General features: G+C 70.5%; 21 protein-coding genes. 13 read left to right on the top strand and 8 right to left on the bottom strand.

Annotated features, from left to right (window positions below; translation table 11 throughout):
• Positions 1–21: 21 nt before the first annotated feature.
• The 4 genes from hisS to secB form a co-directional block, all read right to left on the bottom strand.
• Positions 22–1,566, bottom strand: a complete 1,545-nt coding sequence (hisS, locus tag MKK58_RS15475; RefSeq protein WP_243912882.1) for a histidine--tRNA ligase — start codon at positions 1,564–1,566, stop codon at positions 22–24.
• 104 nt (positions 1,567–1,670) lie between these two features.
• Positions 1,671–2,162: a DUF3429 domain-containing protein gene (locus MKK58_RS15470; protein WP_243912881.1), complete on the bottom strand. Its 492-nt coding sequence runs from the start codon at positions 2,160–2,162 to the stop codon at positions 1,671–1,673.
• Positions 2,163–2,239: 77 nt separating this feature from the next.
• Positions 2,240–3,535, bottom strand: coding sequence for an MFS transporter (locus MKK58_RS15465; RefSeq protein ID WP_243912880.1), 1,296 nt, complete (start codon positions 3,533–3,535; stop codon positions 2,240–2,242).
• Between the two features lie 305 nt (positions 3,536–3,840).
• Positions 3,841–4,353 carry a protein-export chaperone SecB gene (gene secB, locus MKK58_RS15460; RefSeq protein WP_243912879.1) on the bottom strand — a complete coding sequence of 171 codons (513 nt, stop codon included), beginning with the start codon at positions 4,351–4,353 and terminating at the stop codon, positions 3,841–3,843.
• A gap of 529 nt (positions 4,354–4,882) precedes the next feature.
• Here secB and MKK58_RS15455 point away from each other — a divergent pair.
• The 9 genes from MKK58_RS15455 (at position 4,883) to MKK58_RS15415 (ending at position 14,969) form a co-directional block, all read left to right on the top strand.
• Complete coding sequence (locus tag MKK58_RS15455) at positions 4,883–5,614, top strand: Tim44/TimA family putative adaptor protein (protein WP_243912878.1); 732 nt, start codon at positions 4,883–4,885, stop codon at positions 5,612–5,614.
• A 17-nt stretch (positions 5,615–5,631) separates the two neighbouring features.
• Positions 5,632–6,822, top strand: a complete 1,191-nt coding sequence (locus MKK58_RS15450) for a murein transglycosylase A (RefSeq protein ID WP_409565253.1) — start codon at positions 5,632–5,634, stop codon at positions 6,820–6,822.
• Positions 6,819–7,481 (top strand): Smr/MutS family protein, encoded by a 663-nt coding sequence (locus MKK58_RS15445; protein ID WP_243912877.1) that lies wholly within the window; start codon positions 6,819–6,821, stop codon positions 7,479–7,481. The genes MKK58_RS15450 and MKK58_RS15445 overlap by 4 nt, the downstream gene beginning before the upstream one ends.
• Before the next feature lie 246 nt (positions 7,482–7,727).
• Positions 7,728–9,068, top strand: coding sequence for a transcription termination factor Rho (gene rho / locus MKK58_RS15440; RefSeq protein ID WP_238278917.1), 1,341 nt, complete (start codon positions 7,728–7,730; stop codon positions 9,066–9,068).
• Positions 9,069–9,213: 145 nt separating this feature from the next.
• Positions 9,214–10,530: a tRNA uridine-5-carboxymethylaminomethyl(34) synthesis GTPase MnmE gene (gene mnmE, locus MKK58_RS15435; RefSeq protein ID WP_243912876.1), complete on the top strand. Its 1,317-nt coding sequence runs from the start codon at positions 9,214–9,216 to the stop codon at positions 10,528–10,530.
• Positions 10,531–10,646: 116 nt separating this feature from the next.
• Entirely contained in the window at positions 10,647–12,527 is a 1,881-nt protein-coding gene (mnmG, locus tag MKK58_RS15430) for a tRNA uridine-5-carboxymethylaminomethyl(34) synthesis enzyme MnmG (protein WP_243912875.1), read from the top strand.
• Positions 12,517–13,155, top strand: a complete 639-nt coding sequence (gene rsmG, locus MKK58_RS15425) for a 16S rRNA (guanine(527)-N(7))-methyltransferase RsmG (RefSeq protein WP_243912874.1) — start codon at positions 12,517–12,519, stop codon at positions 13,153–13,155. The genes mnmG and rsmG overlap by 11 nt, the downstream gene beginning before the upstream one ends.
• Positions 13,152–14,000, top strand: a complete 849-nt coding sequence (locus MKK58_RS15420) for a ParA family protein (protein WP_238278910.1) — start codon at positions 13,152–13,154, stop codon at positions 13,998–14,000. The genes rsmG and MKK58_RS15420 overlap by 4 nt, the downstream gene beginning before the upstream one ends.
• A 69-nt stretch (positions 14,001–14,069) precedes the next feature.
• Positions 14,070–14,969, top strand: a complete 900-nt coding sequence (locus MKK58_RS15415; RefSeq protein ID WP_243912906.1) for a ParB/RepB/Spo0J family partition protein — start codon at positions 14,070–14,072, stop codon at positions 14,967–14,969.
• Between the two features lie 3 nt (positions 14,970–14,972).
• Here the strand turns inward: MKK58_RS15415 and holA are convergent, their stop codons facing one another.
• The 3 genes from holA to leuS form a co-directional block, all read right to left on the bottom strand.
• Positions 14,973–16,001: a DNA polymerase III subunit delta gene (gene holA, locus MKK58_RS15410; RefSeq protein WP_243912873.1), complete on the bottom strand. Its 1,029-nt coding sequence runs from the start codon at positions 15,999–16,001 to the stop codon at positions 14,973–14,975.
• Positions 16,002–16,014: 13 nt separating this feature from the next.
• Positions 16,015–16,590, bottom strand: a complete 576-nt coding sequence (lptE, locus tag MKK58_RS15405; protein ID WP_243912872.1) for an LPS assembly lipoprotein LptE — start codon at positions 16,588–16,590, stop codon at positions 16,015–16,017.
• A gap of 124 nt (positions 16,591–16,714) precedes the next feature.
• Positions 16,715–19,321, bottom strand: coding sequence for a leucine--tRNA ligase (gene leuS / locus MKK58_RS15400; RefSeq protein WP_243912871.1), 2,607 nt, complete (start codon positions 19,319–19,321; stop codon positions 16,715–16,717).
• A gap of 246 nt (positions 19,322–19,567) precedes the next feature.
• Here leuS and MKK58_RS15395 point away from each other — a divergent pair, with 246 nt between their 5' ends.
• Positions 19,568–20,284, top strand: a complete 717-nt coding sequence (locus MKK58_RS15395) for a YggS family pyridoxal phosphate-dependent enzyme (RefSeq protein ID WP_243912870.1) — start codon at positions 19,568–19,570, stop codon at positions 20,282–20,284.
• Positions 20,285–20,308: 24 nt separating this feature from the next.
• Here MKK58_RS15395 and MKK58_RS15390 read toward each other — a convergent pair whose 3' ends face one another.
• The gene (locus MKK58_RS15390) at positions 20,309–20,737 is read right to left on the bottom strand and encodes a MarR family winged helix-turn-helix transcriptional regulator (protein ID WP_243912869.1); all 429 of its coding nucleotides are present in this window, start codon (positions 20,735–20,737) and stop codon (positions 20,309–20,311) included.
• 94 nt (positions 20,738–20,831) lie between these two features.
• On the opposite strand from MKK58_RS15390, the gene MKK58_RS15385 reads away from it, so the two are divergent.
• From MKK58_RS15385 to MKK58_RS15375, 3 genes are all read left to right on the top strand, one after another.
• Positions 20,832–22,148 carry an MFS transporter gene (locus MKK58_RS15385; RefSeq protein ID WP_243912868.1) on the top strand — a complete coding sequence of 439 codons (1,317 nt, stop codon included), beginning with the start codon at positions 20,832–20,834 and terminating at the stop codon, positions 22,146–22,148.
• Positions 22,149–22,463: 315 nt separating this feature from the next.
• Complete coding sequence (locus MKK58_RS15380; RefSeq protein ID WP_243912867.1) at positions 22,464–23,186, top strand: amino acid ABC transporter permease; 723 nt, start codon at positions 22,464–22,466, stop codon at positions 23,184–23,186.
• Between the two features lie 43 nt (positions 23,187–23,229).
• Positions 23,230–23,922 carry an amino acid ABC transporter permease gene (locus MKK58_RS15375; RefSeq protein WP_243912866.1) on the top strand — a complete coding sequence of 231 codons (693 nt, stop codon included), beginning with the start codon at positions 23,230–23,232 and terminating at the stop codon, positions 23,920–23,922.
• Positions 23,923–23,955: the final 33 nt, after the last annotated feature.

Here is a 23,955-nt window from a genome sequence, read left to right as displayed (position 1 = left end):
TCTTTCGCGTCGGCCGGGCGGTCAGTTCCGCTCGGCCGAAGCCTCGGGCCTGCTCCCCGGGAAATGCGTTTCCAGTACGTCCCAGACCCGCTCGACCATCTCGGCGACCGGCACCGAGAACTGGGCCGGGCGCGCGGCCTTCCACTCGGCGTTGCTGGTGATGGCGGCCGCCGCCTTGGCGCCCTCGATCAGGTCCTTGATCTGGACCTCGCCGGCCTCGCGCTCGTTCGAGCCCTGGATGATCGCGCAGGGGCTGCCGCGCCGGTCGGCGTATTTCATCTGCGCCTTCATGCCCGAGCCGCCGAGATAGAGCTCGGCCCGGATGCCGGCTTCGCGCAGACTCGAGACCAGCCGCTGGTAGTCGGCGATGTTGTCGCGGTCGAGGACGAGGATCACCACCGGGCCGGGCTTCTTCGTGCCCTCCAGGAGCGGACTCTTCACGAGTTGCAGCGCCGAGAACAGGCGCGAGACGCCGATGGAGAAGCCGGTGGCCGGCACCGGCTCGCTGCGAAAGCGCCCGACGAGGCCGTCGTAGCGCCCGCCGCCGGAAACCGAGCCGAAGCGCACGGTCTGGCCGTCCTCGTTGGTGACCGGGAAGGTCAGCTCCGCCTCGTAGACCGGACCGGTGTAGTATTCGAGCCCGCGCACCACGGACGGGTCGATGCGGATGCGATCCTCGTAGCCGGCAGCGGCGAACAGGGCGGCCATGTCGGCGAGTTCGCGCACGCCCTCCAGGCCGATGGCGCTGCCCGCGAGCGACGCCTCGAAATTCGACAGCGTGGTGGCGTTGTCGGCGGGCGCCGATCCGGTCCCGGTCCAGCCGGTGAAGGCCAGGACGCGCCCGATCGCCTCGTCCGCCAGACCCGCCCCCTTGGTGAAGTCGCCGCTCTCGTCCTTGCGGCCGTCGCCCAGCAATTCGCGCACGCCCGCATCGCCGAGACGGTCGAGCTTGTCGATGGCGCGCAGAACGGTCAGGCGCTGGCCGGCCTTGTCGGGGCCACTGAGGCCGATCGATTCCATCAGGCCGTCGAGCACCTTCCGGTTGTTGACCTTCACCACGTACTGGCCGGTGAGCCCGAGCTTCTCCAGGGTATCGGCCATCAGCATGCAGATCTCGGCATCGGCCGCCACCGAGCCGGCCCCGACGATGTCGGCATCGAACTGCATGAACTGGCGAAAGCGGCCCGGACCCGGCTTCTCGTTGCGGAAGACGTAGCCTGCGCGAAAGCTCCGGTAGGGCTTGGGAATCGCGTCGAAGTGCTCGGCCACGTGCCGGGCCAGGGGCGCGGTGAGGTCGTAGCGCAGCGAGAGCCAAGATTCGTCGTCGTCCTGGAACGAGAACACGCCCTCGTTCGGGCGGTCGAGGTCGGGCAGGAACTTGCCCAGCGCCTCGGTGTACTCGACGAAGGGCGTCTCCAGGGCCTCGAAGCCGTAGAGCTCGAAGCTTCGGCGGATCGTCTCCAGCATGCGGTGCTGGGCAGCGATCTCGTCCTCCCGACGGTCGACGAAACCGCGCGGCAGGCGCGGCTTCAGGGTGTCGGCCTTGTTTGAATCGGCCTTGGCCATGGTGATCTTCGCGTCCGTCGGGGCTGTTCGGGGTTCCGGGGGCTCTATCGCGGGTGGCCGGTAGCGGCAAGCGCGCCGGGTGTCTGGCGCCCGAACACCCGGCGTCAGAGCGCCAGGACGAGAAGGGCCGCGAGGCTCACGAGGGCGATGGGGATCTGCACCGGACGCAGGCGGGCGAAGAACAGCGGCGCCTCACCCCGCCGGGCCGCGATCGGATCGAGGACCGCGATGGCGGTGAAGCCGACGAGGAGCAGGAGCAGGGCCGGCACGGCCGCGCCGAGGGTCGCCAGCACCAGGGCGGCGAAGCCGAGGCTGAACAGCCCGATCATGGTGGCGATCTGCGCGACGGTGGCCCCGCCCTCGGTGCGGAAGCTGACGCCCCGGCGCACCCCGGACAGGAACAGCAGGATGGCGCAGCCCCATAGGATCGTCAGCGCGGCGGCGGCCTGTCCGAGGGCGGTGCCGCGCCAGCCCCAGGCGGCCAGCGCACCGGCGGCGAAGGGCAGCATCGGCCCGTAGCCGAACACGATGCTGAGCCACGGCACAGCGCGGGGTTCCGTGACCCGCAGGGTCCTTCCGTCGGGTCGATCGTCCATCGTCAGGCGCTCCGGTGGCTGAGGCACCCTCGCCAACCGGGGCGGGAACGGCCTGTTCCCCCCGCGGCAATCCGCCCTCAGGCCGTCTCCGGCTTGCGCTCGGGCGCGCGCCGGGCCTTCCGCGTCCCCTGCGTGGGCGCGGCCGCTTCCCCGGAGGACGTTTCGGCCGCGGCATCGCGCCTGCGCGTCCCGCGGCCCTCGCTGGTGGTGTCGAGCCAGAGCACGAGCGCGAGGGCGACGAGGGCCGGGGCGCCCAGCGCCAGGAACGCGCCGGTCCAGCCGAGCACCGATTGCGCGAGGCCGCCGTACCAGGCCGAGAGGGCGCCGCCGATGCCCTGGATGGCGTTGAGGGAGCCGAGCGCGGTCTGGGTCCGGCCGGAGCCCCAGGTGAGGTCGGCCACCACCACGGGCACCGCGACGCCGATGATGCCCGACGCCACGCCGTCGAGGATCTCGGCCGAGATCAGCCAGACGGGATCGTCGATGAAGGCCGAGAGCGCGGCGCGCACGGGGAGCACCGCGCAGGCTGCCACGAGGAGCTGGCGCCGGCCGCGCCGGTCGGCGAGCGAGCCCGCGAAAAGCGCCACCGGGATCATCACGAGTTGCGCCACCATGACGTAGCGGGCGGTCCAACTCGTGGCATCGACGGCGGTGGCCACCAGCTTCTGCCCGAGCAGAGAGAGCATGCCGCCGTTGCCGAGGTTGAACAGGGCAAGAGCCACGGCGAGCACGAGGAGCCGGCGGTCGGACACGATGCTGCGCAGGCCGGCCCGCTCGGGCTTGTTGTCGGAATCCTCCTGCCAGCCCACCGCCCGGCGCGCATTGTAGCAATGGCCCGGCGTGGTGAGCGTGGCGACGATCGCCAGCACCGCCATGCCGCCCAGCACCCAGAAGGCGATGGCCGGGCCGAACCAGCCGGTGCCGAGGCCGATGCCGCCGGCCGCGAGCAGGATGCCGAGATGGTTGAAGGCCTGGTTGCGGCCCTGCTGCTTCGGGAAGCGATCCTTGCCCACGATGCCGAGGGTGAGCGCGGTCACCGCCGGCAGCAGCAGCGTGCCGCCCGCCGCCGCCAACATCTGCGCGGCGAAGACCGGGATCACGCCCCGGGCCGGCAGCAGCAGCAGGGTGCCGCACAGGATCGCCCCGCAGGCCAGGGCGATCAGCAGCCGGGGCCGGCCGAGGCGGTCGACCAGGGCGCCGAAGGGGCCGCTCATGAGCAGCGAGCCGATGCCCACCAGGGTGGTGACGAAGCCCACCCGCGACGGGCTCCAGGCAGCGGATTGCGCCAGCCAGGTGCCCAGGAACGGTCCGAGACCGCCCTGGATGTCGCCCGTGAAGACGTTGATCAGGGCGAGATGATGCGTGGCGAGCATACGATCCGGGGGCTGGAGCGATCCGCCGATCCGACGGCGCTGCGGCGCGAGCCGACCCGCAAGCGGGCCGGCCGCGACTGGAAGCGCGTAACGGCCAAGTCCCGAATTCGATCCCGATCGTCCCGGACCGCACCGCGTCACGGGCCGGAACGGTGCGAGGTCCGGCCCGGCCGGGCGTTCTGGCGCCGAGGCCGATGCGTGTCAGCGGCGGCGCGATTCCGGGCGGCAGCCCGCGCGCGGCGTTCGACGCGATGCCCCGTATCCGCCGGCCCCGAGGACCGGCGGATACGGGGCGGCGTAGGTCTTCAGGAGGCGAGCGGACCGGCTGCGCCCTGCTGCGCCTGGGCTTCCATCGCCTTCTGGCGGTAGAGGCCCACGAAGTCGATCGGGTCGATGTAGAGGGGCGGGAAGCCGCCGTTGCGCACGGCCTCGGCGACGATTTGGCGCGCGAAGGGGAAGAGCAGACGCGGGCACTCGATCATCACGGCGGGGTGAAGCTGGTCCTCCGGGATGTTGCGCATGCGGAAGATGCCCGCATAGGTCAGCTCGAAGGCGAACAGCACCTCGCCGGCGATCTTGGCATCGCCCTCCAGGGTCAGCTCGACCTCGAAATCGACCTCGGCGATTTGCTTGGCGTTGACGTTCACCTGGATGTTGATCTGCGGACCGCTCTCCTGCGGCTGCAGCGAGCGCGGCGCGTTCGGATTCTCGAAGGAGAGATCCTTGGTGTATTGCGCGAGGGCGTTGATCGTGGGGGTGCCGTCGTCGGGCTGCGCCGTGGCGCCACCGTTGCCGTTCGGTGCGGGATTGTCGGCCATGGCGTTGTATCCTCTTCCTGGGTCTGCGGATGGGCGGTGCCGTGCCGGATCGAGGCCTCCGCCGATCTCCGCATCCCGGCGAATCGCGCGTGAGCGCGACCCGCGACGATGCGACCACCCGGCCGGCGCGGGAGCGCGCTATCACGCCCGTCCGGGCGGAACAAGGCGACGGGCCGGGGCGCGGCCCCTCGCGGCACCGGAACGGGCGCGGCCGGTCCGCACCCGGGACGCCCGCCTGGAACCGGCGGACCGGCCGCCCCATATCCCTGTGCGCGACCCCGGAGGTTCGAGCCATCCCGAGACCGTGCCCTCCCGCACCGGGCCTGCCCCGCGTCGGCCCGCCGCCCTCCGGACCGCGAAGACGCGGCTCGATCCTTGCGCGACACTCGGCTAAAGCGCCACATGGTCGAGCTTCTCGGCCGCGTGTCTCGGCCGGAACCTCCAGCCGCGTGCTCCTGCCGGGGACCGGACCGGGTTTCGGAGCCCCTTGGAACAACGTATTCGTGCGACGGCCACGATCGGATCAGTGATGCAGGACTCCTTCGACTTGACCACCCTGATCTTCCTCGCGCTGGCGGTCTTCGTCATCTGGCGGCTGCGCTCGGTGCTGGGCCAGAAGACCGGAACGGAGCGCTCGCCCTTCAAGCCGGTGGACCGCAGCCGCACCGAGCCGCCGGCCGCGCGCGGGGACGGCGACAACGTGGTGCGCCTGCCCGGCGCCGACCGCGCGCAGGCCCAGGCCGACCGGGGCCAGGCGGCGCCGAAGGCGGATGCCCGCGACTGGCGCGGCATCGCCGAGCCCGGCTCGGCCATCGCCCAGGGCCTCGAGAGCGTCGTCCAGGTGGAACCGAACTTCGATCCGCGCGCCTTCGTGGAGGGGGCCAAGAGCGCCTACGAGGCCATCGTGATCGCGTTCGCCAAGGGGGACCGCAAGACCCTGCGCAGCCTGCTCTCCCGCGAAGTCTGCGAGGGCTTCGAGCGCGAGATCGACGCCCGCGAGGGACGCCGCGAGACCGTGGAGACCACCTTCGTCTCCCTCGACAAGGCCGAGATCGTGGCGGTCGACGTGAAGAACCGCGTGGCCCAGGTCACCGTGCGCTTCCTCTCCCACCTCATCACCGCCACCCGCAACGCGCAGGGCCAGGTAACGGACGGCAGCGCCGAGACCGTGGTGGAGGTGCCCGACGTCTGGACCTTCGCCCGGACGCTGGGAACCCGCGACCCGAACTGGCAGCTCGTGGCGACGGAAGCCGGCGCCTGAGCCGCCCGGCCGACCGCGTGACATTCCGGCCTGCGGCCGTCGCGGCCGCCCTCGCCCTCCTCTACCTCCCCTGCCCCGGCTCGGCCGCCCCCGCGGCCGAGCCGTTGCGCGTGGGCGACGCGGTACTGGAGCCCGTGGAGACCGCGCGCCTGGCCGGATTTCCGGGCCCCGACGCAAGCGAGGCCCTGGCGGCCTTCCGGCGGACCTGCGCGGCGACGCCGGCAGCCCCCCAGCCCACCGGCGTGGCCGGCTCGGCGGAAGCCCTAGCGGCGGCCTGCGCCCGGGCGGCGGCGATGCCCGAGGCCGAGGCGGGCCGCTTCTTCACGGAAACCTTCGAGGCCTACCGGGTCGTCCGCCCCGCGGCGGACGGGACGCCGGAGCGCCGCAGCGGCTTCCTGACCGGCTATTTCGAGCCGGAACTCGACGGCTCCGCGACACCCGGCCCCGGCTATACCGCCGCCGTGCTGGCCCGGCCCGACGACCTCGTCGGCCTGGAACCCGGCGAGACGCGGCCGGGCCTCGACCCCGCCCTGCGCGCCGCGCGCCGGATCGGCGACGCCTTCGAGGCCTATCCGGACCGGGCGGCCATCGAGGACGGCGCCCTGGGCGAGCGCGCCCACCCGCTCCTCTACCTGCGCGACGCCGTCGACCTGTTCGTGCTCCAGGTCCAGGGCTCGGGCCGCGTCCGCCTCGCCGACGGGCGCTCCGTGCGGGTGCTCTATGACGGGCGAAACGGGCGCCCCTACACCTCCATCGGCAAGCTCATCGTCGCAGAGGGCCACCTGCCGCTGGAGGGCCTCACCCTGGCACGCTGGACCGGCTGGCTGCGGGCCAATCCGGGCCACGCGCGGCGGCTGATGCGGGCCAACGCCTCCTACATCTTCTTCCGGCTCGCCGAGATCGCGGATCCCGCCCTCGGCCCCCCCGGCGCGGCCGGGGTGCCCTTGAGCCCGGGCCGCAACGTCGCCGTCGACGCCACGCTCTGGCGCTACGGCCTCCCCTTCTGGCTCGAGGGCCGGATCGCGGGTGACGCCGCGCCGGGGCGCCTCGTCGTGGCGGCCGATACGGGCTCGGCCATCGTCGGCCCGGCCCGGGGCGACCTCTATCTCGGCACCGGCGCGGAGGCGGGCGTGCGCGCCGGCAACCTGCGCGACGCGGTCGGCTTCGTGGTGCTGCTGCCGCGCGGCGCCGGACCCGCCGCCCCATGAGGATCCCCCGGCGCCCGCGCGGCCTCTCGGGGGAGGACGCCTACCTGTGGGGCGAGATCGCCCGGCTGATCACCCCCTTGCGCGGCCGCGCGGTGCCGCGCCCGGAGGCCGCGCCGGCGAAAGCCCCGGCGCCGGTTCCGGCGAGCCAGGTCTCCGGCCCCAAGCCGTCCGCGCTCAAGCCCGCGCCCCCGAAACCCGTGCCCCTGAAGCCAGCCCCCCCGAAACCCATGGCGCGTACGCTCGCCAAGCGCGCCGCCCTGAAGCCGACCCCGCCGCCGGCCCCGGCGGCCCCCGTCGTCGCCCCCGCCCCGCCCCAGGCCCCAGGCCTGGAGCGCCGCGTCCGGCTCGCCCTGCGCCGCGGCGCGCTGCAGGTCGATGCCCGGATCGACCTGCACGGGATGTATCAGGCGGAAGCGCACGGGGCGCTGATCGGCTTCCTGATGCGGGCGCGCGCCAGCGGACACACCCACGTCCTCGTGGTCACCGGCAAGGGCGGCCCGGGCTACGACGAGGCCTTCTCGGAGCGGGGCGTGCTGCGCCGGAGCGTGCCGCACTGGCTCCGGTCGCCGGAATTGCGGGGCGTGGTGCTCGGCTTCGAGGAGGCGGCGCGCCACCACGGCGGGGCCGGCGCCCTCTATGTGCGTCTACGCCGCCGCTGATCCGGCTTGACGCGCGGACGGACCTTGCGAAGACCGGGCAAACCCGCTACGGGTAAAGTCTCTCCTCGTTACGCCGTGCTGCATCCGCGAGCCCTGAGGCTCCGCAAAGACGATGCGCGGAGCCGTTCTTCGCACGAACGCTCCGACTGACAGGCGCCGAAAAGGCGCCCGGCGATCAAACTCCCCGATACCATCGATTTGAATCTGCCCCGATTCCCTACCCTTCCCGCCGGTTCCGAATCTCCCATGACGTCACCGTACGAAGCCCTCCCCGTGGACCATTCGGCCGACGGCGGAATCGTCGCCGCAGACCTTGACGCCGTGCGCGAGGTCAAGCTCCAGGACCTCAAGTCCAAGACGCCGACCGACCTGATCGCCTTCGCCGAAGAGGTCGAGGTCGAGAACGCCTCGACCATGCGCAAGCAGGAGCTGATGTTCGCCATCCTGAAGCAGCTCGCTGCCAAGGAGGTCGAGATCATCGGTGCCGGCACCGTCGAGGTGCTGCAGGACGGCTTCGGCTTCCTGCGCTCCTCCGATTCGAACTACCTGCCGGGTCCCGACGACATCTACATCTCGCCGACCCAGATCCGCCGCTTCGGCCTGCGCACGGGCGACACCGTCGAGGGCCCGATCCGCGGCCCCAAGGACGGCGAGCGCTACTTCGCGCTGCTGAAGGTCAACACGATCAACTTCGAGAACCCGGAGAAGATCAAGCACAAGGTCCATTTCGACAACCTGACGCCGCTGTTCCCAACCCAGCGCTTCAAGCTCGAACTGGACAATCCGCCGAAGAAGGATTTCTCGCCGCGGATCATCGATATCGTCGCCCCCATCGGCAAGGGCCAGCGCGCCCTGATCGTGGCGCCGCCGCGCACCGGCAAGACCGTGCTGATGCAGAACATCGCGCAGTCGATCACCATCAACCACCCGGAATGCTACCTCATCGTGCTGCTCATCGACGAGCGGCCCGAGGAAGTGACCGACATGATCCGCTCGGTGAAGGGCGAGGTCATCGCCTCGACCTTCGACGAACCGGCCACCCGCCACGTACAGGTCGCCGAGATGGTGATCGAGAAGGCGAAGCGCCTCGTGGAGCATGGCCGCGACGTGGTCATCCTGCTCGATTCGATCACCCGCCTCGGCCGCGCCTACAACACGGTCGTCCCCTCCTCCGGCAAGGTGCTGACGGGCGGCGTCGACGCCAACGCCCTGCAGCGCCCGAAGCGCTTCTTCGGCGCGGCCCGCAACATCGAGGAGGGCGGCTCGCTCTCCATCATCGCGACCGCGCTCATCGACACCGGCTCGCGCATGGACGAGGTGATCTTCGAGGAGTTCAAGGGCACCGGCAACTCCGAGATCATTCTCGACCGCAAGGTCTCCGACAAGCGCATCTTCCCGGCCATCGACATCACCCGCTCGGGCACCCGCAAGGAAGAGCTCCTGGTGCCACCGGACGCCCTCAAGAAGACCTACGTCCTGCGCCGCATCCTCAACCCGATGGGCGTCACGGACGCGATCGAGTTCCTCATGGACAAGCTGCGCCAGACCAAGAGCAACAACGACTTCTTCGACTCGATGAACACCTGAGCCCATCTGGCCGGACGCGGGTGCGTGGTACGCCGCGTCCGGCCAACCCCCTGCTGACATTCAACGATTTCCAGCTGAAACAAATCCGTTAGCTGGTTAACGATCGCTTGACGCGACCGGCGTCGGCGTCCAGGGCGTCGCCACCATGCCCGAACAGACCACCCTCTTCGCGCCCGCCACCGGCCCGGGCCGCTCGGCTGTCAGCGTCATTCGGGTCAGCGGACCGGCCTCGGCGGACGTGATCCACACGCTCGCTGGCCCCCTCCCCGCCCCCCGGCGCCTCTCCCTTCGCACTCTGCGCGCCCCCGATGGCACGCCGCTCGACGAGGCCCTCGTCGCCTGGATGCCGGGGCCTGCCAGTTTCACCGGCGAGGACATGGTGGAACTCCACCTCCATGGCGGCATCGCGGTCCGCAGCGCGGTCCTGCGGGCATTGGCCGACATTCCCGCCTGCCGCCCGGCCGAACCCGGTGCCTTCACCCGCCGCGCCTTCCTCAACGGCCGCCTGGATCTCACCGAGGCCGAGGGCATCGCCGACCTCATCGACGCCGAGACCGAAGCGCAGCGGCGTCAAGCGTTGCGCCAGCTCGACGGCGCCCTCGGCCGGATCGTGGCCGACTGGCGCCACCGCCTTATCGACCTGCTCGCGAGCGTGGAAGCGGCCCTCGACTTCTCGGACGAGGGCGACGTCGACGACGCGGCTCTGGATGCCGCCCTGGCGGACAAGGCGCGGGCGATCCGCGACGAGGTGGCGGCTGTGCTTGCCGATGCCCGCCGCGGCGAGCGCTTGCGGGACGGCTTCACCGTCGTCCTCGCTGGGCCGCCCAATGCCGGCAAGTCGACGCTGCTGAACGCCCTGAGCCGACGCGAAGCGGCGATCGTCTCATCCACGCCCGGCACGACCCGGGACGTCATCGAGATCCGCTGCGACCTCGGTGGCCTGCCGGTGATCCTCGTCGACACCGCAGGCCTGCGCGAGGCAGGCGACGCGATCGAGGCGGAGGGTATCCGCCGCACGCGGGCCCGCATGCAGCAGGCCGACCTCATCGTGATGTTGGAAGGCCCGGAGGCGGAAGGGGTGTTGTCCGGATTGATGCCGTTCGTGCCCGTGCTCCAGGTTCGCACCAAGCGCGACCTCGATGCTGGCGCCGTCCTGCCGGACACCACGATCGGCATCTCGGCGCTCACCGGATCTGGCCTCGATCGGCTGTTGGCGGCGATCGAGGACGAGGCGGTCCGGGCCGTCGGACACGGCGATGCCCTGATCACCCGTGAGCGCCACCGCCTCGGCCTGTCCCGCTGCCGCGAGCACCTCGACCGGCTGCTGGCAGGCACCGCCTTGCCCGAACTCGCGGCCGAAGATTTGCGTCTCGCCGTTCGCGCCCTCGGGGAGGTGGCGGGCCATGTCGGCGTGGAGGAGATGCTGGACAGACTGTTCTCCGGCTTCTGCATCGGCAAGTAGCCGATCCTGACTCCGCTCTGTGACCGTGGAGGCACGGACCTCCGGTTTCACGTGAAAACAGAGATCCGCATCATCGATCCGTTGACCATTCCGGCCGCAGGCGCTTAATCGAACCCATGCACCAAACCCCTGATTCCTACGACGTCATCGTCGTCGGCGGAGGCCATGCCGGCGTCGAGGCCGCGGCCGCCGCCGCCCGGATCGGCGCGCGGACGGCCCTGGTCACCCATCGGGCCGCTACCATCGGCGCGATGTCCTGCAACCCGGCAATCGGCGGTCTCGGCAAGGGCCATCTCGTGCGCGAGGTCGATGCCCTCGACGGCCTGATGGGGCGCGTCGCCGATGCTGCTGGCATCCAATTCCGGCTTCTCAACCGGCGCAAGGGCCCGGCGGTGCGCGGTCCTCGGACCCAGGCTGACCGCAAGCTCTATGCGGCCGCCATGCAGGCAGCGATCGCCGAGACCGCGAACCTGCGCGTGATCGAGGGAGAGGTCGCCGACATCGCCCTCGCGCAGGGTCGGGTCTCCGCCGTGATCTTAGCCGACGGGCGCCCCCTCCCCTGCGGCGCCGTCGTGCTGACCACCGGCACCTTCCTGCGCGGACTCATCCATATCGGCGAGACCCAAATCCCGGCCGGACGCGTCGGCGAGGCCCCGTCCGTTGGCCTGGCACAGACCCTCGACCGCGCAGGCTTCGCCCTCGGTCGCCTCAAGACCGGCACGCCTGCCCGCCTCGACGGCCGCACCATCGACTGGTCCGGCCTCGAGATGCAGTCGGCGGACGCGGATCCTGTCCCGTTCTCGACCCTGACGGAGCGGATCACCACGCCGCAGATCCAGTGCGGCATCACCCGCACAACGCAGGCGGTGCACGATCTTATCCGCGCCAACCTGCATCGCTCGCCGATGTACTCGGGCGGCATCGCCAGCCGGGGCCCGCGCTACTGTCCATCGATCGAGGATAAGGTCGTCCGCTTCGGCGACCGGGAGGGACACCAGATCTTCCTTGAACCGGAGGGCCTCGACGACCCAACGGTCTATCCCAACGGCATCTCGACCGCGCTGCCCGAGAGCGTCCAGCGCGACGTCATCGCGCTGATCCCCGGCCTGGAGCGGGCCAGGATCCTGCGCCCGGGCTACGCCATCGAGTACGACTACGTCGATCCCCGCGAACTCGATGCCTCCCTTCAGGCCAAACGTCTGCCAGGCCTGTTCCTGGCCGGTCAGATCAACGGCACCACAGGCTACGAGGAGGCGGCGGGGCAGGGGTTGGTCGCCGGCATCAACGCCGCCCGCCTCGCCGGCGGCTCTGCGCTGACCACCTTCGACCGAGCCGAATCCTATCTCGGTGTGATGATCGACGACCTCGTCACCCATGGGGTGAGCGAGCCCTACCGCATGTTCACCTCGCGCTCGGAGTACCGACTTTCGCTCCGCATCGACAATGCCGACGAGCGCCTGACGCCGAAGGGCGCCGCTCTCGGCTGCGTCGGCGCGCGTCGGGCGGCGCATTTCGCCGCCGCGCAGACGGCCCTCGACGCCGCACGCGCGCAACTCGACACCCTGAGCCTGACCCCCAACCAGGCCCGCGCCGTCGGCGTCGCGCTCAATCAGGACGGCATCCGCCGCAGCGCCTTCCAGCTCCTGTCCTACCCGGAGATCGATTGGGCGCGGCTGAGCGCAGTCTGGCCGGAACTCGCCGCCGTCCCGCCCCGCGTGGCCGAGCGGCTCTGCACCGACGCCACCTATGCGGTCTATCTCGACCGCCAGCAGGCGGACATCGAGGCCTTCCGCCGGGACGAAGCGGTGGCCCTGCCGATCCGCCTGGATTATGCGGGCATTCCGGGACTGTCGAACGAGATGCGTCTGAAACTCGAGGCCGTGCGCCCTGGCACCCTCGGTCAGGCCGCGCGGATCGAGGGCGTGACCCCAGCCGCCCTCACGCTGCTCGCCGCCCATGCCCGCCGAGCCGATCGTGGGGCCGCCCATGGCCTCTGATCGCGACCGCGATCGGGTCTTGGCCGCAGCGGGTGTTTCACGTGAAACAGCCCAGCGCCTCGACCTCTATGTCGAGCAGCTCCGCCGCTGGCAGAACGTGAAGAACCTCGTCGGGCCCGCCACCCTGTCGGAAGTCTGGACCCGCCACATCGCCGATGCGCTCCAGCTTCGGGAGATCGCGCCGGAGGCGGAAACCTGGCTCGACCTCGGCGCCGGGGCCGGCCTGCCCGGCCTCGTCCTGGCCATCGCCGGCCACGAGCGTCCCGGCTTCCGAGTCGATCTCGTGGAGAGCAATGCGCGCAAGTGCGCCTTCCTCACCGAGACCGCCCGCCTGACCGGAGCCCCCGCGAAGGTCCACAACGCCCGAATCGAAGCGGTCATTGGCGATCATCGCGGCGTCGCGGTGGTCTGCGCGCGGGCGCTCGCCCCCCTCACCCAGTTGCTCGCCTGGGCGGAGCCGCTGTTGACAACCGGCACGGTCGGACTGTTTCCGAAAGGACGTGATGTCCAATCGGAATTGACCGAGGCCGCGCAACGGTGGAGATTCGTTTACGATCTCGTGCCGAGCCGAACCGAGTCGGAAGCGCGGATCGTCCGCGTCACGGCCCTATCTCGCGTGGATTCATGACAAGCGATCCGACTCCCGTACCGACGACCGGCGGCAATCCGGATCGGCCGCTGCGCATCCTGGCGCTGGCCAACCAGAAGGGCGGCGTCGGCAAGACGACGACGGCGATCAACCTCGGCACGGCGCTCGCCGCCATCGGCGAGAGCGTGCTGGTGATCGATCTCGATCCGCAGGGCAACGCCTCGACGGGCCTCGGCATCGACCGCCGCCAGCGCAAGGTCTCGACCTACCACGTGCTGGCCGGCGAGGCCTCTCTCGGGCAGGCCTGCATCCCGACCGCCGTGCCGCGCCTGATGGTGGCGCCCTCCACCATGGACCTCCTCGGCCTGGAGCTGGAGATGGCGAGCGCGCCGGACCGCGCCCATCGCCTGCGCAACGTCCTCAAGGGCGTCGGCGAGACGGGCGCCACGGCGGGCATCACCTACATCCTGATCGACTGCCCGCCCTCCCTCAACCTCCTCACCATCAACGCCCTGGCTGCCTCCGACGCGGTGCTGGTACCGCTGCAATGCGAGTTCTTCGCCCTGGAGGGTTTGAGCCAGCTGCTGCGCACGGTCGAGCAGGTGCGCGGCGCGCTCAATCCGCGCCTGACCATCCAGGGCATCGTCCTGACGATGTTCGATCCGCGCAACAACCTGTCGGCGCAGGTGGTGGCGGATGTGCGCAGCTTCATGGGCGAGAAGGTCTACGAGACCATGATCCCGCGCAACGTGCGCGTGTCCGAGGCACCCTCGCACGGCAAGCCGGTGCTGCTCTACGATCTCAAGTGTGCGGGCTCGCAGGCCTATCTGCGCCTCGCCTCGGAGATCATCCAACGCGAGGGGCGCCTGCCCGTCGCGGCGTGACGCGGCGGGGGCGCCCTGCCCCCGCCCTATGAAGCGGTCCAGTCAGGTTCGGAGTTGAAGCAGGTGGCGATGGCGGATGATGTGGTGCGGCCCCGGCTCGGGCGCGGCCTCGCGGCCCTGATCGGCGATTTCGGCGACGACAACGCCGAGGCGAGCAAGTCCCAGGCGCAGCGCAAGGTTGCGGTGGAATTCCTTCGCCCGAACCCGCGCAACCCGCGCCGCCGCTTCAACGAGTCGGACCTCGAGGAGTTGTCGGCCTCGATCAAGGTGCGCGGCATCATCCAGCCGATCGTGGTGCGGGCGCTCGCGGGCGTGCCCGACACCTACGAGATCGTGGCGGGCGAGCGCCGCTGGCGCGCGGCCCAGCGCGCCGGGCTTCACGAAGTCCCGGTGGTCACCGTGGAGATCGACGACCGGACCTCCCTCGAATTCGCCATCCTGGAGAACGTCCAGCGCACCGACCTCAACGCCATCGAGGAGGCCGCCGGTTACGAGCGGCTGATGAGCGAGTTCCAGTACAGCCAGACCGAACTCGCCGAGATCCTGGGCAAGAGCCGGAGCCATCTCGCCAACACCCTGCGCCTGCTCCAGCTCGCCCCCGCGATCCAGGACCGGGTCGTGGCCGGCGAGATCACGGCAGGCCATGCCCGCGCGCTGCTGGGCGTGCGCGATGCCGAGAGTGTCGCTCGCCGGATCGTGGAGGAGGGGCTGTCCGTCCGCGAAGTCGAGGCCCTGGCCTCCGCCGAGGTGCCCGAGGGCGATGGCCCCCGTCCCGGCCGGCCCCGCCGTGCGGCCGAGAAGGACGCCGAGATCCGCACCCTCGAACAGGCCATGGCCCGGGCGCTCGGCGTGACCGTGGCCCTGAAATCGAAGGTTGCGGGCGCCGGCGAGATCCGCATCCGCTACGAGACCGCCGAGGAGCTTCGGGGCCTCTGCAACCGCTTCAAGGTCTCCCTGCCGGAGTCCTGAACCTCAGCGCCGCCGGGCGGCCTCGGTGGCGATGCGCAGGAGCGTGCTCGAGGCCTGGGCATGGGCCAGTTCCGGGTCCGCGCGGCGACAGGCCAGGACGGCCTCCTGTAGCAGCTGGATCGCGTACCGCAGGGCCGGGGGCGACCAGCGGGCGAGCTGCGTCTCCACCAGCGCCTTGCGCCGGAAATGGAGACCGCGCCAGTTGGCTACCATCAGACTGGCACTCTGCCCCTCCCCGGCGAGCCGCGTGGCCAGCAGCGTCAGGGCATGCCGCAGGGCTGCGCCCAGCATGACCGAGGGGTCCATGCCCTCGTGGCGGAAGCGGCGGTAGTCGCGCTCGACCTCGCCGCTGCGCCCGGCGAAGGCGGCATCGATCAGCGTGTTGAGGACACTGCCGGCGACATCGCTGACCACCGCCTCGACATCGTCGAGGCTCACCTGGCCCTGCCCGTGCGCGTAGAGGCTGAGCTTCTCGATCTCCGAGAGGCTGGCGCCCCGGTCTCCGCCGAGGCTCGTGGCGAGAACGTCCCGGGCGTCGCGGGCGATGCGCAGGCCCTGGTCTTGGAGCGTGCGGTCGATGAGGTCGGCCAGCGCCCGCTCGTCGTCCGGGTAGCAGGGCAGGGCGAGGGCCTTCGGCGACTTCTCGCAGAGCGTCCGCAGGGGCGCGCTCTTGGCGAGGTCGCCGGCCTCCACCACGATGCGGGCGTTCTGGATCTCGGCCTTGAGTGCCGCCTCGACGGCGGGGGCGTAGTTGCGGCTGCCCGACCGGACCCAGATCGTGCGCGTGCCGCCGAACAGCCCGACGGTACCGGCCTCGTCCACGAGGCGGCCGGGGTCCTGGGCGAGCACGTCCCCGTCGATCTTCACCATGGCGAAGGGATCGCCCGGATCGCTGACGAAGGCTTCCGCCAGCGCCTTGGCGCGGGTGAAGACGAGGCCCGTATCCGGGCCGTAGACGAGCAGGATGGCGATGCGCGGATCGGGCCCGCGCCGGATCAGCCCGTCGACGTCGCTGGCCTTGACGGCGGTCACGGGGCGGTCGCGCTCAGGGCTTCGTCACCAGCACGGAGGCGATGCGGGTCTTGATCTGCTCGGCGAGGACCTTGGCGAGGCGGATCTCGGCGTCGCGGGCGGCTCGCAGGCTGGCGAAGCGCTGGATCGAGCGGTCGTAGGTCGCGGTCGAGGTCGCCACGCCCTCGCTGATGATCTTCGTGCCGCTGAGGTCTTCCAGGGCGTACTTGATCGTACCCACGATGGTGCCGGCCTCGGCGCGACCGGTCTGCGAGGACACGATCGGCGTCTGCACCGTCTCGCTGCCCTGCATCTTCAGGCGGTAGCGCTTGGTCGAGGGCTGGCCCGAGCCGTCGAGGTCGAAGATGAGTTCGCTGCGCAGATAATGCCCGAGGCGCTCCTGGCCCTGCGCCATGAGAACGTCGTCGACCTGCACCGAGGCGAGGAGGGCGGACATCGGCTCGCCCGAGGCGGTGGGACCGTAGAGGGGGCGGAAGCAGGCCGACAGGTTGAGCGCCAGGACGGCGACGGCGGTGACCCGCACGGCTCGGCCGACCGTCCCGGTCGCCGCTGCCCGAACCGCCCCTGCCCCGTTTGCCAAGCGCATCATGCCCGCCGCCGTCCCGCTGCCTCGTCCCGCCCGTCTGTACGGCGAACCGGGGTTCGACGACAGCCTATTCGGCGCAAGCTTTACGTTTCCTATCCGGCAGGATCATGGTCGCCGGTTCGTGTCTCTAGACGACGAGGTTCACGATCCGACCCGGGACCACGATCACCTTCTTCGGCGCCCGGCCCTCCAGGGCCCGCTGCACCGCCTCGTCGGCGAGCACCAGGGCCTGGACCGCGGCGATGTCGGCACTGCGCGGCACCGTGACGTCCGCCCGCTTCTTGCCGTTGAGCTGGACGGGAAGGGTGACGCTGTCCTCCACGAGGAGCGCGCGCTCCACCTCCGGCCAGCCCGCCTGCGCGACGAGACCGTCGCGGCCGAGCGCCCGCCAGCATTCCTCGGCCAGATGCGGCATCATCGGGGCGATCAGCTGGGTCAGGATCCCGGCCGCCTCCCCGGCGACGCTTCGCGAAACGCCGCTGCGCAGGGCCTCGTCGAGGGCGTTGGCCAGGGTGTAGACGTGCGCCACGCAGCGGTTGAAGCGCAGGCGTTCCACATCCTCCTCCACGGCGGCCAGGGCCTTGTGCGCGGCCTTGCGCAGGGCGGCGTCGCCCGCACCCTCGGCCGTCTCAACGGCGCTTGCCAGGGAGACCAGGCGCCAGACGCGCTGCACGAAGCGGGCGGCACCCTGGACGCCGTCCTCCGTCCAGATCACGTCGCGCTCGGGGGGCGAGTCGGAGAGCATGAACCAGCGCGCCGTATCGGCGCCGTAGCTGGCGATGATGTCGTCCGGATCGACGACGTTCTTCTTCGACTTCGACATTTTCTCGATGGCACCGATAGTGATCGGTTCCGCCGTTTTCACGTGAAACGCCTCGCGTGTTCCGGCTTCGGCCGAGATTCGAATATCGGCCGGCGGCACCCAGGCTCCGGCGGGGTCCTTGTAGGTCTCGTGGACGACCATGCCTTGCGTGAACAACCCGTCGAAGGGCTCCGAAACGCCGGACCAGTCGGTAGCCTTCATCGCTCGCATGAAGAAGCGGGCGTAGAGCAGGTGTAGGATCGCGTGCTCGATGCCGCCGATATACTGGTCGACGGCGAGCCACTGGTCGACGGCCCGGCGATCGGTGGGCGCATCCTGCAGCCAAGGCGCGGTGAAGCGGGCATAGTACCAGGACGAGTCCACGAAGGTGTCCATGGTGTCGGTCTCGCGCCGCGCCGGCTGCCCGCAAGTGGGGCAGGGGACGTTGCGCCAGGCGTGATCCCGCTCCAGCGGGTTGCCGGGCACGTCGAAGGAGACCTCCTCGGGCAGCTTCACCGGCAGGTCGGCCACCGGCACGGGCACGGGGCCGCAGGCCTCGCAATGGATGATCGGGATCGGGCAGCCCCAGTAGCGCTGGCGCGAGACGCCCCAGTCCCGCAGGCGGAACTGCACCTTGCGCTGCGCCACCGGCTCACCGTCGAGGATCTCCGCCTCCAGGCGATTGGCCACCGCGTGGAAGGCCTCGTCGGTGGTCATGTCGTCGAGGAAGCGCGAATTGATCATGCGCCCGTCGCCGTCATAGGCGGTGTCGGTGACGACGAAGCTCGCCGCGTCCTGGTCCTCCGGGCAGACCACTGGCGTGTTGCCGAGTCCGTACTTGTTGGCGAAGTCGAGGTCGCGCTGGTCGTGCGCCGGGCACCCGAACACCGCGCCGGTGCCGTACTCCATCAGCACGAAGTTCGCGACATAGACCGGCAGCAGCCAGGACGGATCGAGGGGGTGGCGGACCTTCAGGCCGGTGTCGAACCCGAGTTTTTCCGCCGTGTCGATGGCGGCCTGGGCCGTGCCGGTGCGCCGGCATTCCTCGATGAAACTCTGGAGGGCCGGGTGGGCCGGGGCGAGCGCCGCCGCGATCGGGTGGTCGGCGGCGATGGCCAGGAACTTCGCCCCGAACAGGGTGTCGGGCCGCGTGGTGTAGACCTTGATCTCGGACTCGAGATGGGACGGGGGCGCCTCCAGGGCGAAGCGGACCTCCAGCCCCTCCGAGCGGCCGATCCAGTTCTTCTGCATCACCCGGACTTTTTCCGGCCAGCGCTCCAGACCGTCGAGGGCGTCGTAGAGGTCCTGCGCGAAATCGGTGATCTTGAAGAACCACTGGGTCAGCTCGCGCTGCTCCACCAGGGCGCCCGAGCGCCAGCCGCGCCCGTCGATGACCTGCTCGTTGGCGAGCACGGTGTGGTCCACCGGGTCCCAGTTCACTTTCGCCGTGCGGCGCGTCACCAGCCCCTTGCCCAGGAAGTCGAGGAACATGCGCTGCTGGTGCTTGTAATAGTCGGGATCGCATGTCGCGATCTCCCGGCTCCAGTCGAGCGACAGGCCCATGCTCTGCAGCTGGCCGCGCATCGTCGCGATGTTGGCGTAGGTCCAGTCGCGCGGGTTGACCTTGCGCTCCATGGCGGCGTTCTCGGCCGGCAGGCCGAAGGCGTCCCAGCCCATCGGGTGCAGCACGTTGAAGCCGCGCGCCCGCTTGTAGCGCGCCACCACGTCGCCCATGGCGTAGTTGCGCACGTGGCCCATGTGGATGCGCCCCGACGGGTAGGGGAACATCTCCAGCACGTAGTATTTCGGACGGGGGTCGTCGTTCTTCGTCGCGTAGATGCCCGCCGCGTCCCACGCCTGCTGCCAGCGCGGCTCGGTCTCCTTGGCGTTGTAGCGCTCGGGAGCGGGTGTGTGGGCAGGAGTGGTCGTCATGGGCCGGGCGCCGAGGTTCGTGAGATGAGGAGCGGCCCGCGTCGCGGCGCGGAGCTGCCCTGAGAGTCTGGGGGCCGGACTACCACGGGGAGGGGAGGGGTCAACACGGACGCGAGCGGGCCTCGCCTGCGTGGGAGCCTCGTCGCGCGACCGGCGTTCCTCCACGCCCGCATTTCCTTGCGGCCCACGTCCGAAGTGATAGTCCCCGGGCCGACCGGTTCACCGAACGCATCCCTCCGAGGCAGCATGGCCGACACAGTTTCCGACGACGCCCCGTCCCCCCCGAGTGCCGCCGACGTCGTGGCCGGGCTGGAAGCGGTGCGCCACCAGATCGCCCAGGCGGCGGCGGATGCCGAGCGCGATCCGGCCTCGGTCGCCCTGGTGGCGGTGTCGAAGACGATTCCCGCGGAGGGTATCCTCCCCGCCCTGGAGGCCGGGCAGCGCCTGTTCGGCGAGAACTACGTGCAGGAATCGAAGGCCAAGTGGCCCGCCCTGCGCGAGCGCTATCCGGATGTCGAACTCCACCTCGTCGGCCCGCTGCAATCCAACAAGGCCCGGGAGGCGGTGGAACTGTTCGACGTCATCCACGGCCTCGACCGGCTCTCCCTGGCGGCGGCGCTGGCCAAGGAGATCGAGCGCACGGGCCGGGCACCGAAGCTCCTGATCCAGGTCAACACCGGCGATGAGCCGCAGAAGGGCGGCGTCTCGCCGGCCCAAGTCGACACCCTGCTCTCCGAGTGCCGCGAGACCCACGGCCTCGCGATCCACGGCCTGATGTGCATCCCGCCGGCCGAGGCGCCCCCCTCGCCCCACTTCGCCCTGCTGGCCCGCATCGCGGAGCGCCACAATCTCCCGATCCTCTCGATGGGCATGAGCGCGGACTATCCCGCCGCGATCCAGATGGGCGCGACCCATGTCCGCGTCGGCACCGCGATCTTCGGCGCACGCCCGCGCAAGGGATAGGCGTCAAGGAAGAGGGGGCCCGCCTCACACCGTCCGGACCACCCGCGCCAGGGCGCTGCGGAGGTCCGCCGCCGCGTCGGCGCCGTAGCGGGACTCGAAGCCCTCCTGCGCGACGCGCCAGAGGGGCTCGGCCTCCGCGATGCGCCGGTGGCCCGCCTCGGTGAGGTGCAGCGCGCGGGTGCGCCCGTTCGGACCCGGCTTGATCGCCAGGAGCCCGTCACGCTCCAGGGGCTTCAGGGCCCGGCCCATGGTGGTGCGGTCCATCGCCATGGCGTCGGCGAACCCGTTGATCGAGATCGGCCCAAGACGCGCCAAGCCCACCAGCATCGAATACTGCGACGTGCGCAGGCCCGCCGGCGCGAGGTGCCGGTCGTAGAACTGCGTCACCTGCCGGGCGCCCTGGCGGATCGCGTTGCAGTGGCAGAGCACGACGTGGAGTGGGGTGTCGACCATCGGGCAGCCCATGCGTGACAGCCCCTTGTCTAAAACGTGCATATGCGCTTATGCAAGCGTCAGCGCCGAGATTTCAGCGCCTCGGAGACGTGTCATGGCCACCGACCCAACTCTGCGCCTGTCCGACGCCGTCGCGAAGGGGTTCGCACGCCGCGGCATCCATTACGGCTGGGCGGTCGCCGGCGTGACCTTCCTGACCATGCTGGTGACGGCGGGCGCCGTCGGAGCCCCCGGCGTCCTGATCCTACCGCTCCAGAAGGAATTCGGCTGGGACACGGCGACGATCGGTTCGGCGCTCGCAGTGCGGCTCGTCCTGTTCGGTCTGATGGGCCCCTTCGCCGCCGCCCTGATGAACCGCTACGGCCCGCGCCGGATCGTGCTCCTGGCCCTGGCGCTGATCGCCGGCGGCCTGCTGGCCTCCTTAGGCATGAGCCAAGTCTGGCAGCTCGTCCTGCTCTGGGGCGTGGTGGTGGGCATCGGCACGGGGCTCACCGCCCTGGTGCTCGGCGCCACGGTGGCGACGCGCTGGTTCTCGCACCGGCGCGGCCTCGTGGTCGGGCTCCTCACCGCGAGTTCCGCCACGGGGCAGCTCGTCGTCCTGCCCTTGCTCGCCGCCCTCACCGAGTCCCTGGGCTGGCGCGCCGCCCTCCTGGTGATCTGCGCGCTGCTCCTCACGGCGGGCCTCGGCGTCGTCGCCCTGATGCGCGACCGGCCGGAGGATCTCGGGCTCGCGCCCTACGGCGAGACCCATCCCGTCGCCGCCCCGGCGATGCCGGGACCCAGCGCGAACGGGGCCCTGTCCGCCCTGCGCGACGCCGCCGGTACCCGCGTGTTCTGGGTGCTGTTCGCCACGTTCTTCATCTGCGGGGCCAGCACCAACGGCTTGATCCAGACCCATTTCATCCCCCTCTGCGCCGATTACGGCATCGGGCCGGTGCAGGGAGCCAGCGTGCTCGCCGCCATGGGCGTGTTCGACTTCGTCGGCACGGTGGCGTCGGGCTGGCTCTCCGACCGTTACGACAACCGCTGGCTCCTGTTCTGGTACTACGGCCTGCGCGGCCTCTCGCTGATGTTCCTGCCGTTCTCGGACTTCTCCTTCGTGGGCCTGTCGCTGTTCGCGGTGTTCTACGGCCTCGACTGGATCGCCACGGTGCCGCCCACCGTGCGGCTGACGGCGGCGCGGTTCGGGCGCGAGCGGGCCAACCTCGTCTTCGGCTGGATCTTCGCCGGGCATCAGCTCGGCGCGGCGACGATCGCCTACGGGGCCGGCCTCTCGCGCACGGAGCTGGCGAGCTACCTGCCGGCCTTCTTCGCCGCCGGGGCGCTCTGCCTCGCCGCCGCCGGGCTGATCCTCACCCTCGGCCGCCCGGCCCCGCAGGGTGTCCCCACGGCCACACCGGCCCGCGCCTGAGCCGCGCTCCGGCCCGAGCCCTCAAGCTTGGTCCGGATGATGCTTGGGGGCGGGCACCGATGTCCCGCCCAGGTTCCCATTCGAATCGACCGGAGGCCGTCGGCCCGCCCATCCCGGGCGGGCCGACGGCCTTTGCGCGCCGCAAGCCGGAATCTGCCCGAAAAAGCAGCAAATCTCTGGAAATGTCAGTGTGCGACCCGGACGCGACGCCCCGGGCCCTGGACCTTGCGGCCAAGGTCTCGGCACTGTCCGACACAGCACCGCCACATTCACGGGCGCTCGCCCGGATGCCCGCTCACAAGGGACGACGACGCGATGAACTACAACTGGAACTGGGGCATCTTCTTCGAACCCTCCCCCGAAGGCACCGGCACCTACGCCGACATGCTGCTCTCGGGCCTGACGTGGACGGTGGTGACGGCTCTGTGCGCCTGGGTGATCGCCTTCTTCCTCGGCTCGATGATCGGCGTCATGCGCACCCTGCCCTCGAAGACCGCCAACGCGGTCGGCACGGCCTATGTCGAGCTGTTCCGCAACATCCCGCTCCTGGTGCAGATGTTCCTCTGGTACTTCGTCCTGCCTGAGGTGCTGCCGGAATCCTGGGGCGGCTGGATCAAGCAGCTGCCGAACGCCCCGTTCTACACGGCGGTGGTGTGTCTCGGCTTCTTCACCGCCTCCCGCGTCGCCGAGCAGGTGCGCGCCGGCATCCAGGCCCTGCCGCGCGGGCAGAAGATGGCCGGCACCGCCATGGGCCTGACCGTCGGCCAGACCTACCGCCACGTGCTCCTGCCCAACGCCTACCGGATGATCCTGCCGCCCCTGACTTCGGAATTCCTGAACAACCTCAAGAACACCTCCGTGGCGCTGACCATCGGCCTGCTGGAACTCACCGCGCGCGCGCGCGCCATGCAGGAATTCTCGTTCCAGGTGTTCGAGGCCTTCACCGCCGCCACCATCCTCTACGTCCTCATCAACATCGTGGTGATCTTCACCTCCGGCTGGATCGAGCGCCGCGTCGCCGTCCCGGGCCACCGCTGAGGGTCTGAAGCCCTCGCGCCTCCTCCATCAAGGATCGCCCACGATGCTCTCGAATTTCGATTTCTCCGTCATCACCTCCGCGCTGCCGTACCTGTTCCTGGACGGCATGCGCTTCACCCTGACGCTGACCGCGCTCGCGGCCATCGGCGGCATCGTGCTCGGCACGCTCATCGCGATGATGCGGCTCTCCAGCCTGCCGGTGATCCCGCTGGTGGCCAAGGGCTACGTCAACCTGATGCGCTCGCTGCCCCTCGTGCTGGTGATCTTCTGGTTCTACTTCCTGGTGCCCTATCTCGGGCAGTGGGTGACCGGGGCCGACCGGCCGATGACGGTGGGCGCCTTCACCTCGTCGCTGGTGACCTTCACGCTGTTCGAGGCGGCCTACTTTTCCGAGATCATGCGCGCGGGCATCCAGTCGATCCCCAAGGGCCAGGCGGCGGCGGCCTCGGCGCTGGGTCTGACCTACTTCGCATCCATGCGCAGCGTGATCCTGCCCCAGGTCTTCCGCAACATGACGCCGATCCTGCTGACCCAGACCATCGTGCTGTTCCAGGACACCTCGCTGGTCTACGTGCTCTCGATCACCGACTTCCTCGGCGCTGCCTCGAAGATCGCCCAGCGCGACGGTCGCCTTGTCGAAATGTACCTGTTCGCGGCCGTGGTCTACTTCGCGGTCTGCTTCGTGGCCTCGATGGCGGTGCGCCGCCTCCAGAAGAAGATCGCCATCATTCGCTGACGCCCCCCGAGCCACAGGATTCGCCCATGAGCA

Origin of the sequence: Methylobacterium sp. J-078, assembly GCF_022829285.1 — a bacterium.
Lineage (GTDB): Bacteria > Pseudomonadota > Alphaproteobacteria > Rhizobiales > Beijerinckiaceae > Methylobacterium.
This window is presented reverse-complemented; position numbering and strand designations above follow the sequence as displayed.

Excerpts from the sequence above, each read along its gene's own strand:
- MKK58_RS15465 (WP_243912880.1), bottom strand. The coding sequence starts at position 3,535 with ATGCTCGCCACGCATCATCTCGCCCTGATCAACGTCTTCACGGGCGAC.
- MKK58_RS15395 (WP_243912870.1), top strand. The coding sequence starts at position 19,568 with ATGGCCGACACAGTTTCCGACGACGCCCCGTCCCCCCCGAGTGCCGCC.
- secB (WP_243912879.1), bottom strand. The coding sequence starts at position 4,353 with ATGGCCGACAATCCCGCACCGAACGGCAACGGTGGCGCCACGGCGCAG.
- rho (WP_238278917.1), top strand. The coding sequence starts at position 7,728 with ATGACGTCACCGTACGAAGCCCTCCCCGTGGACCATTCGGCCGACGGC.
- MKK58_RS15470 (WP_243912881.1), bottom strand. The coding sequence starts at position 2,162 with ATGGACGATCGACCCGACGGAAGGACCCTGCGGGTCACGGAACCCCGC.
- MKK58_RS15415 (WP_243912906.1), top strand. The coding sequence starts at position 14,070 with ATGGCGGATGATGTGGTGCGGCCCCGGCTCGGGCGCGGCCTCGCGGCC.
- lptE (WP_243912872.1), bottom strand. The coding sequence starts at position 16,590 with ATGATGCGCTTGGCAAACGGGGCAGGGGCGGTTCGGGCAGCGGCGACC.
- MKK58_RS15445 (WP_243912877.1), top strand. The coding sequence starts at position 6,819 with ATGAGGATCCCCCGGCGCCCGCGCGGCCTCTCGGGGGAGGACGCCTAC.
- MKK58_RS15375 (WP_243912866.1), top strand. The coding sequence starts at position 23,230 with ATGCTCTCGAATTTCGATTTCTCCGTCATCACCTCCGCGCTGCCGTAC.
- MKK58_RS15390 (WP_243912869.1), bottom strand. The coding sequence starts at position 20,737 with ATGGTCGACACCCCACTCCACGTCGTGCTCTGCCACTGCAACGCGATC.
- MKK58_RS15455 (WP_243912878.1), top strand. The coding sequence starts at position 4,883 with ATGCAGGACTCCTTCGACTTGACCACCCTGATCTTCCTCGCGCTGGCG.
- mnmE (WP_243912876.1), top strand. The coding sequence starts at position 9,214 with ATGCCCGAACAGACCACCCTCTTCGCGCCCGCCACCGGCCCGGGCCGC.
- rsmG (WP_243912874.1), top strand. The coding sequence starts at position 12,517 with ATGGCCTCTGATCGCGACCGCGATCGGGTCTTGGCCGCAGCGGGTGTT.
- leuS (WP_243912871.1), bottom strand. The coding sequence starts at position 19,321 with ATGACGACCACTCCTGCCCACACACCCGCTCCCGAGCGCTACAACGCC.
- mnmG (WP_243912875.1), top strand. The coding sequence starts at position 10,647 with ATGCACCAAACCCCTGATTCCTACGACGTCATCGTCGTCGGCGGAGGC.
- MKK58_RS15420 (WP_238278910.1), top strand. The coding sequence starts at position 13,152 with ATGACAAGCGATCCGACTCCCGTACCGACGACCGGCGGCAATCCGGAT.
- MKK58_RS15380 (WP_243912867.1), top strand. The coding sequence starts at position 22,464 with ATGAACTACAACTGGAACTGGGGCATCTTCTTCGAACCCTCCCCCGAA.
- hisS (WP_243912882.1), bottom strand. The coding sequence starts at position 1,566 with ATGGCCAAGGCCGATTCAAACAAGGCCGACACCCTGAAGCCGCGCCTG.
- MKK58_RS15385 (WP_243912868.1), top strand. The coding sequence starts at position 20,832 with ATGGCCACCGACCCAACTCTGCGCCTGTCCGACGCCGTCGCGAAGGGG.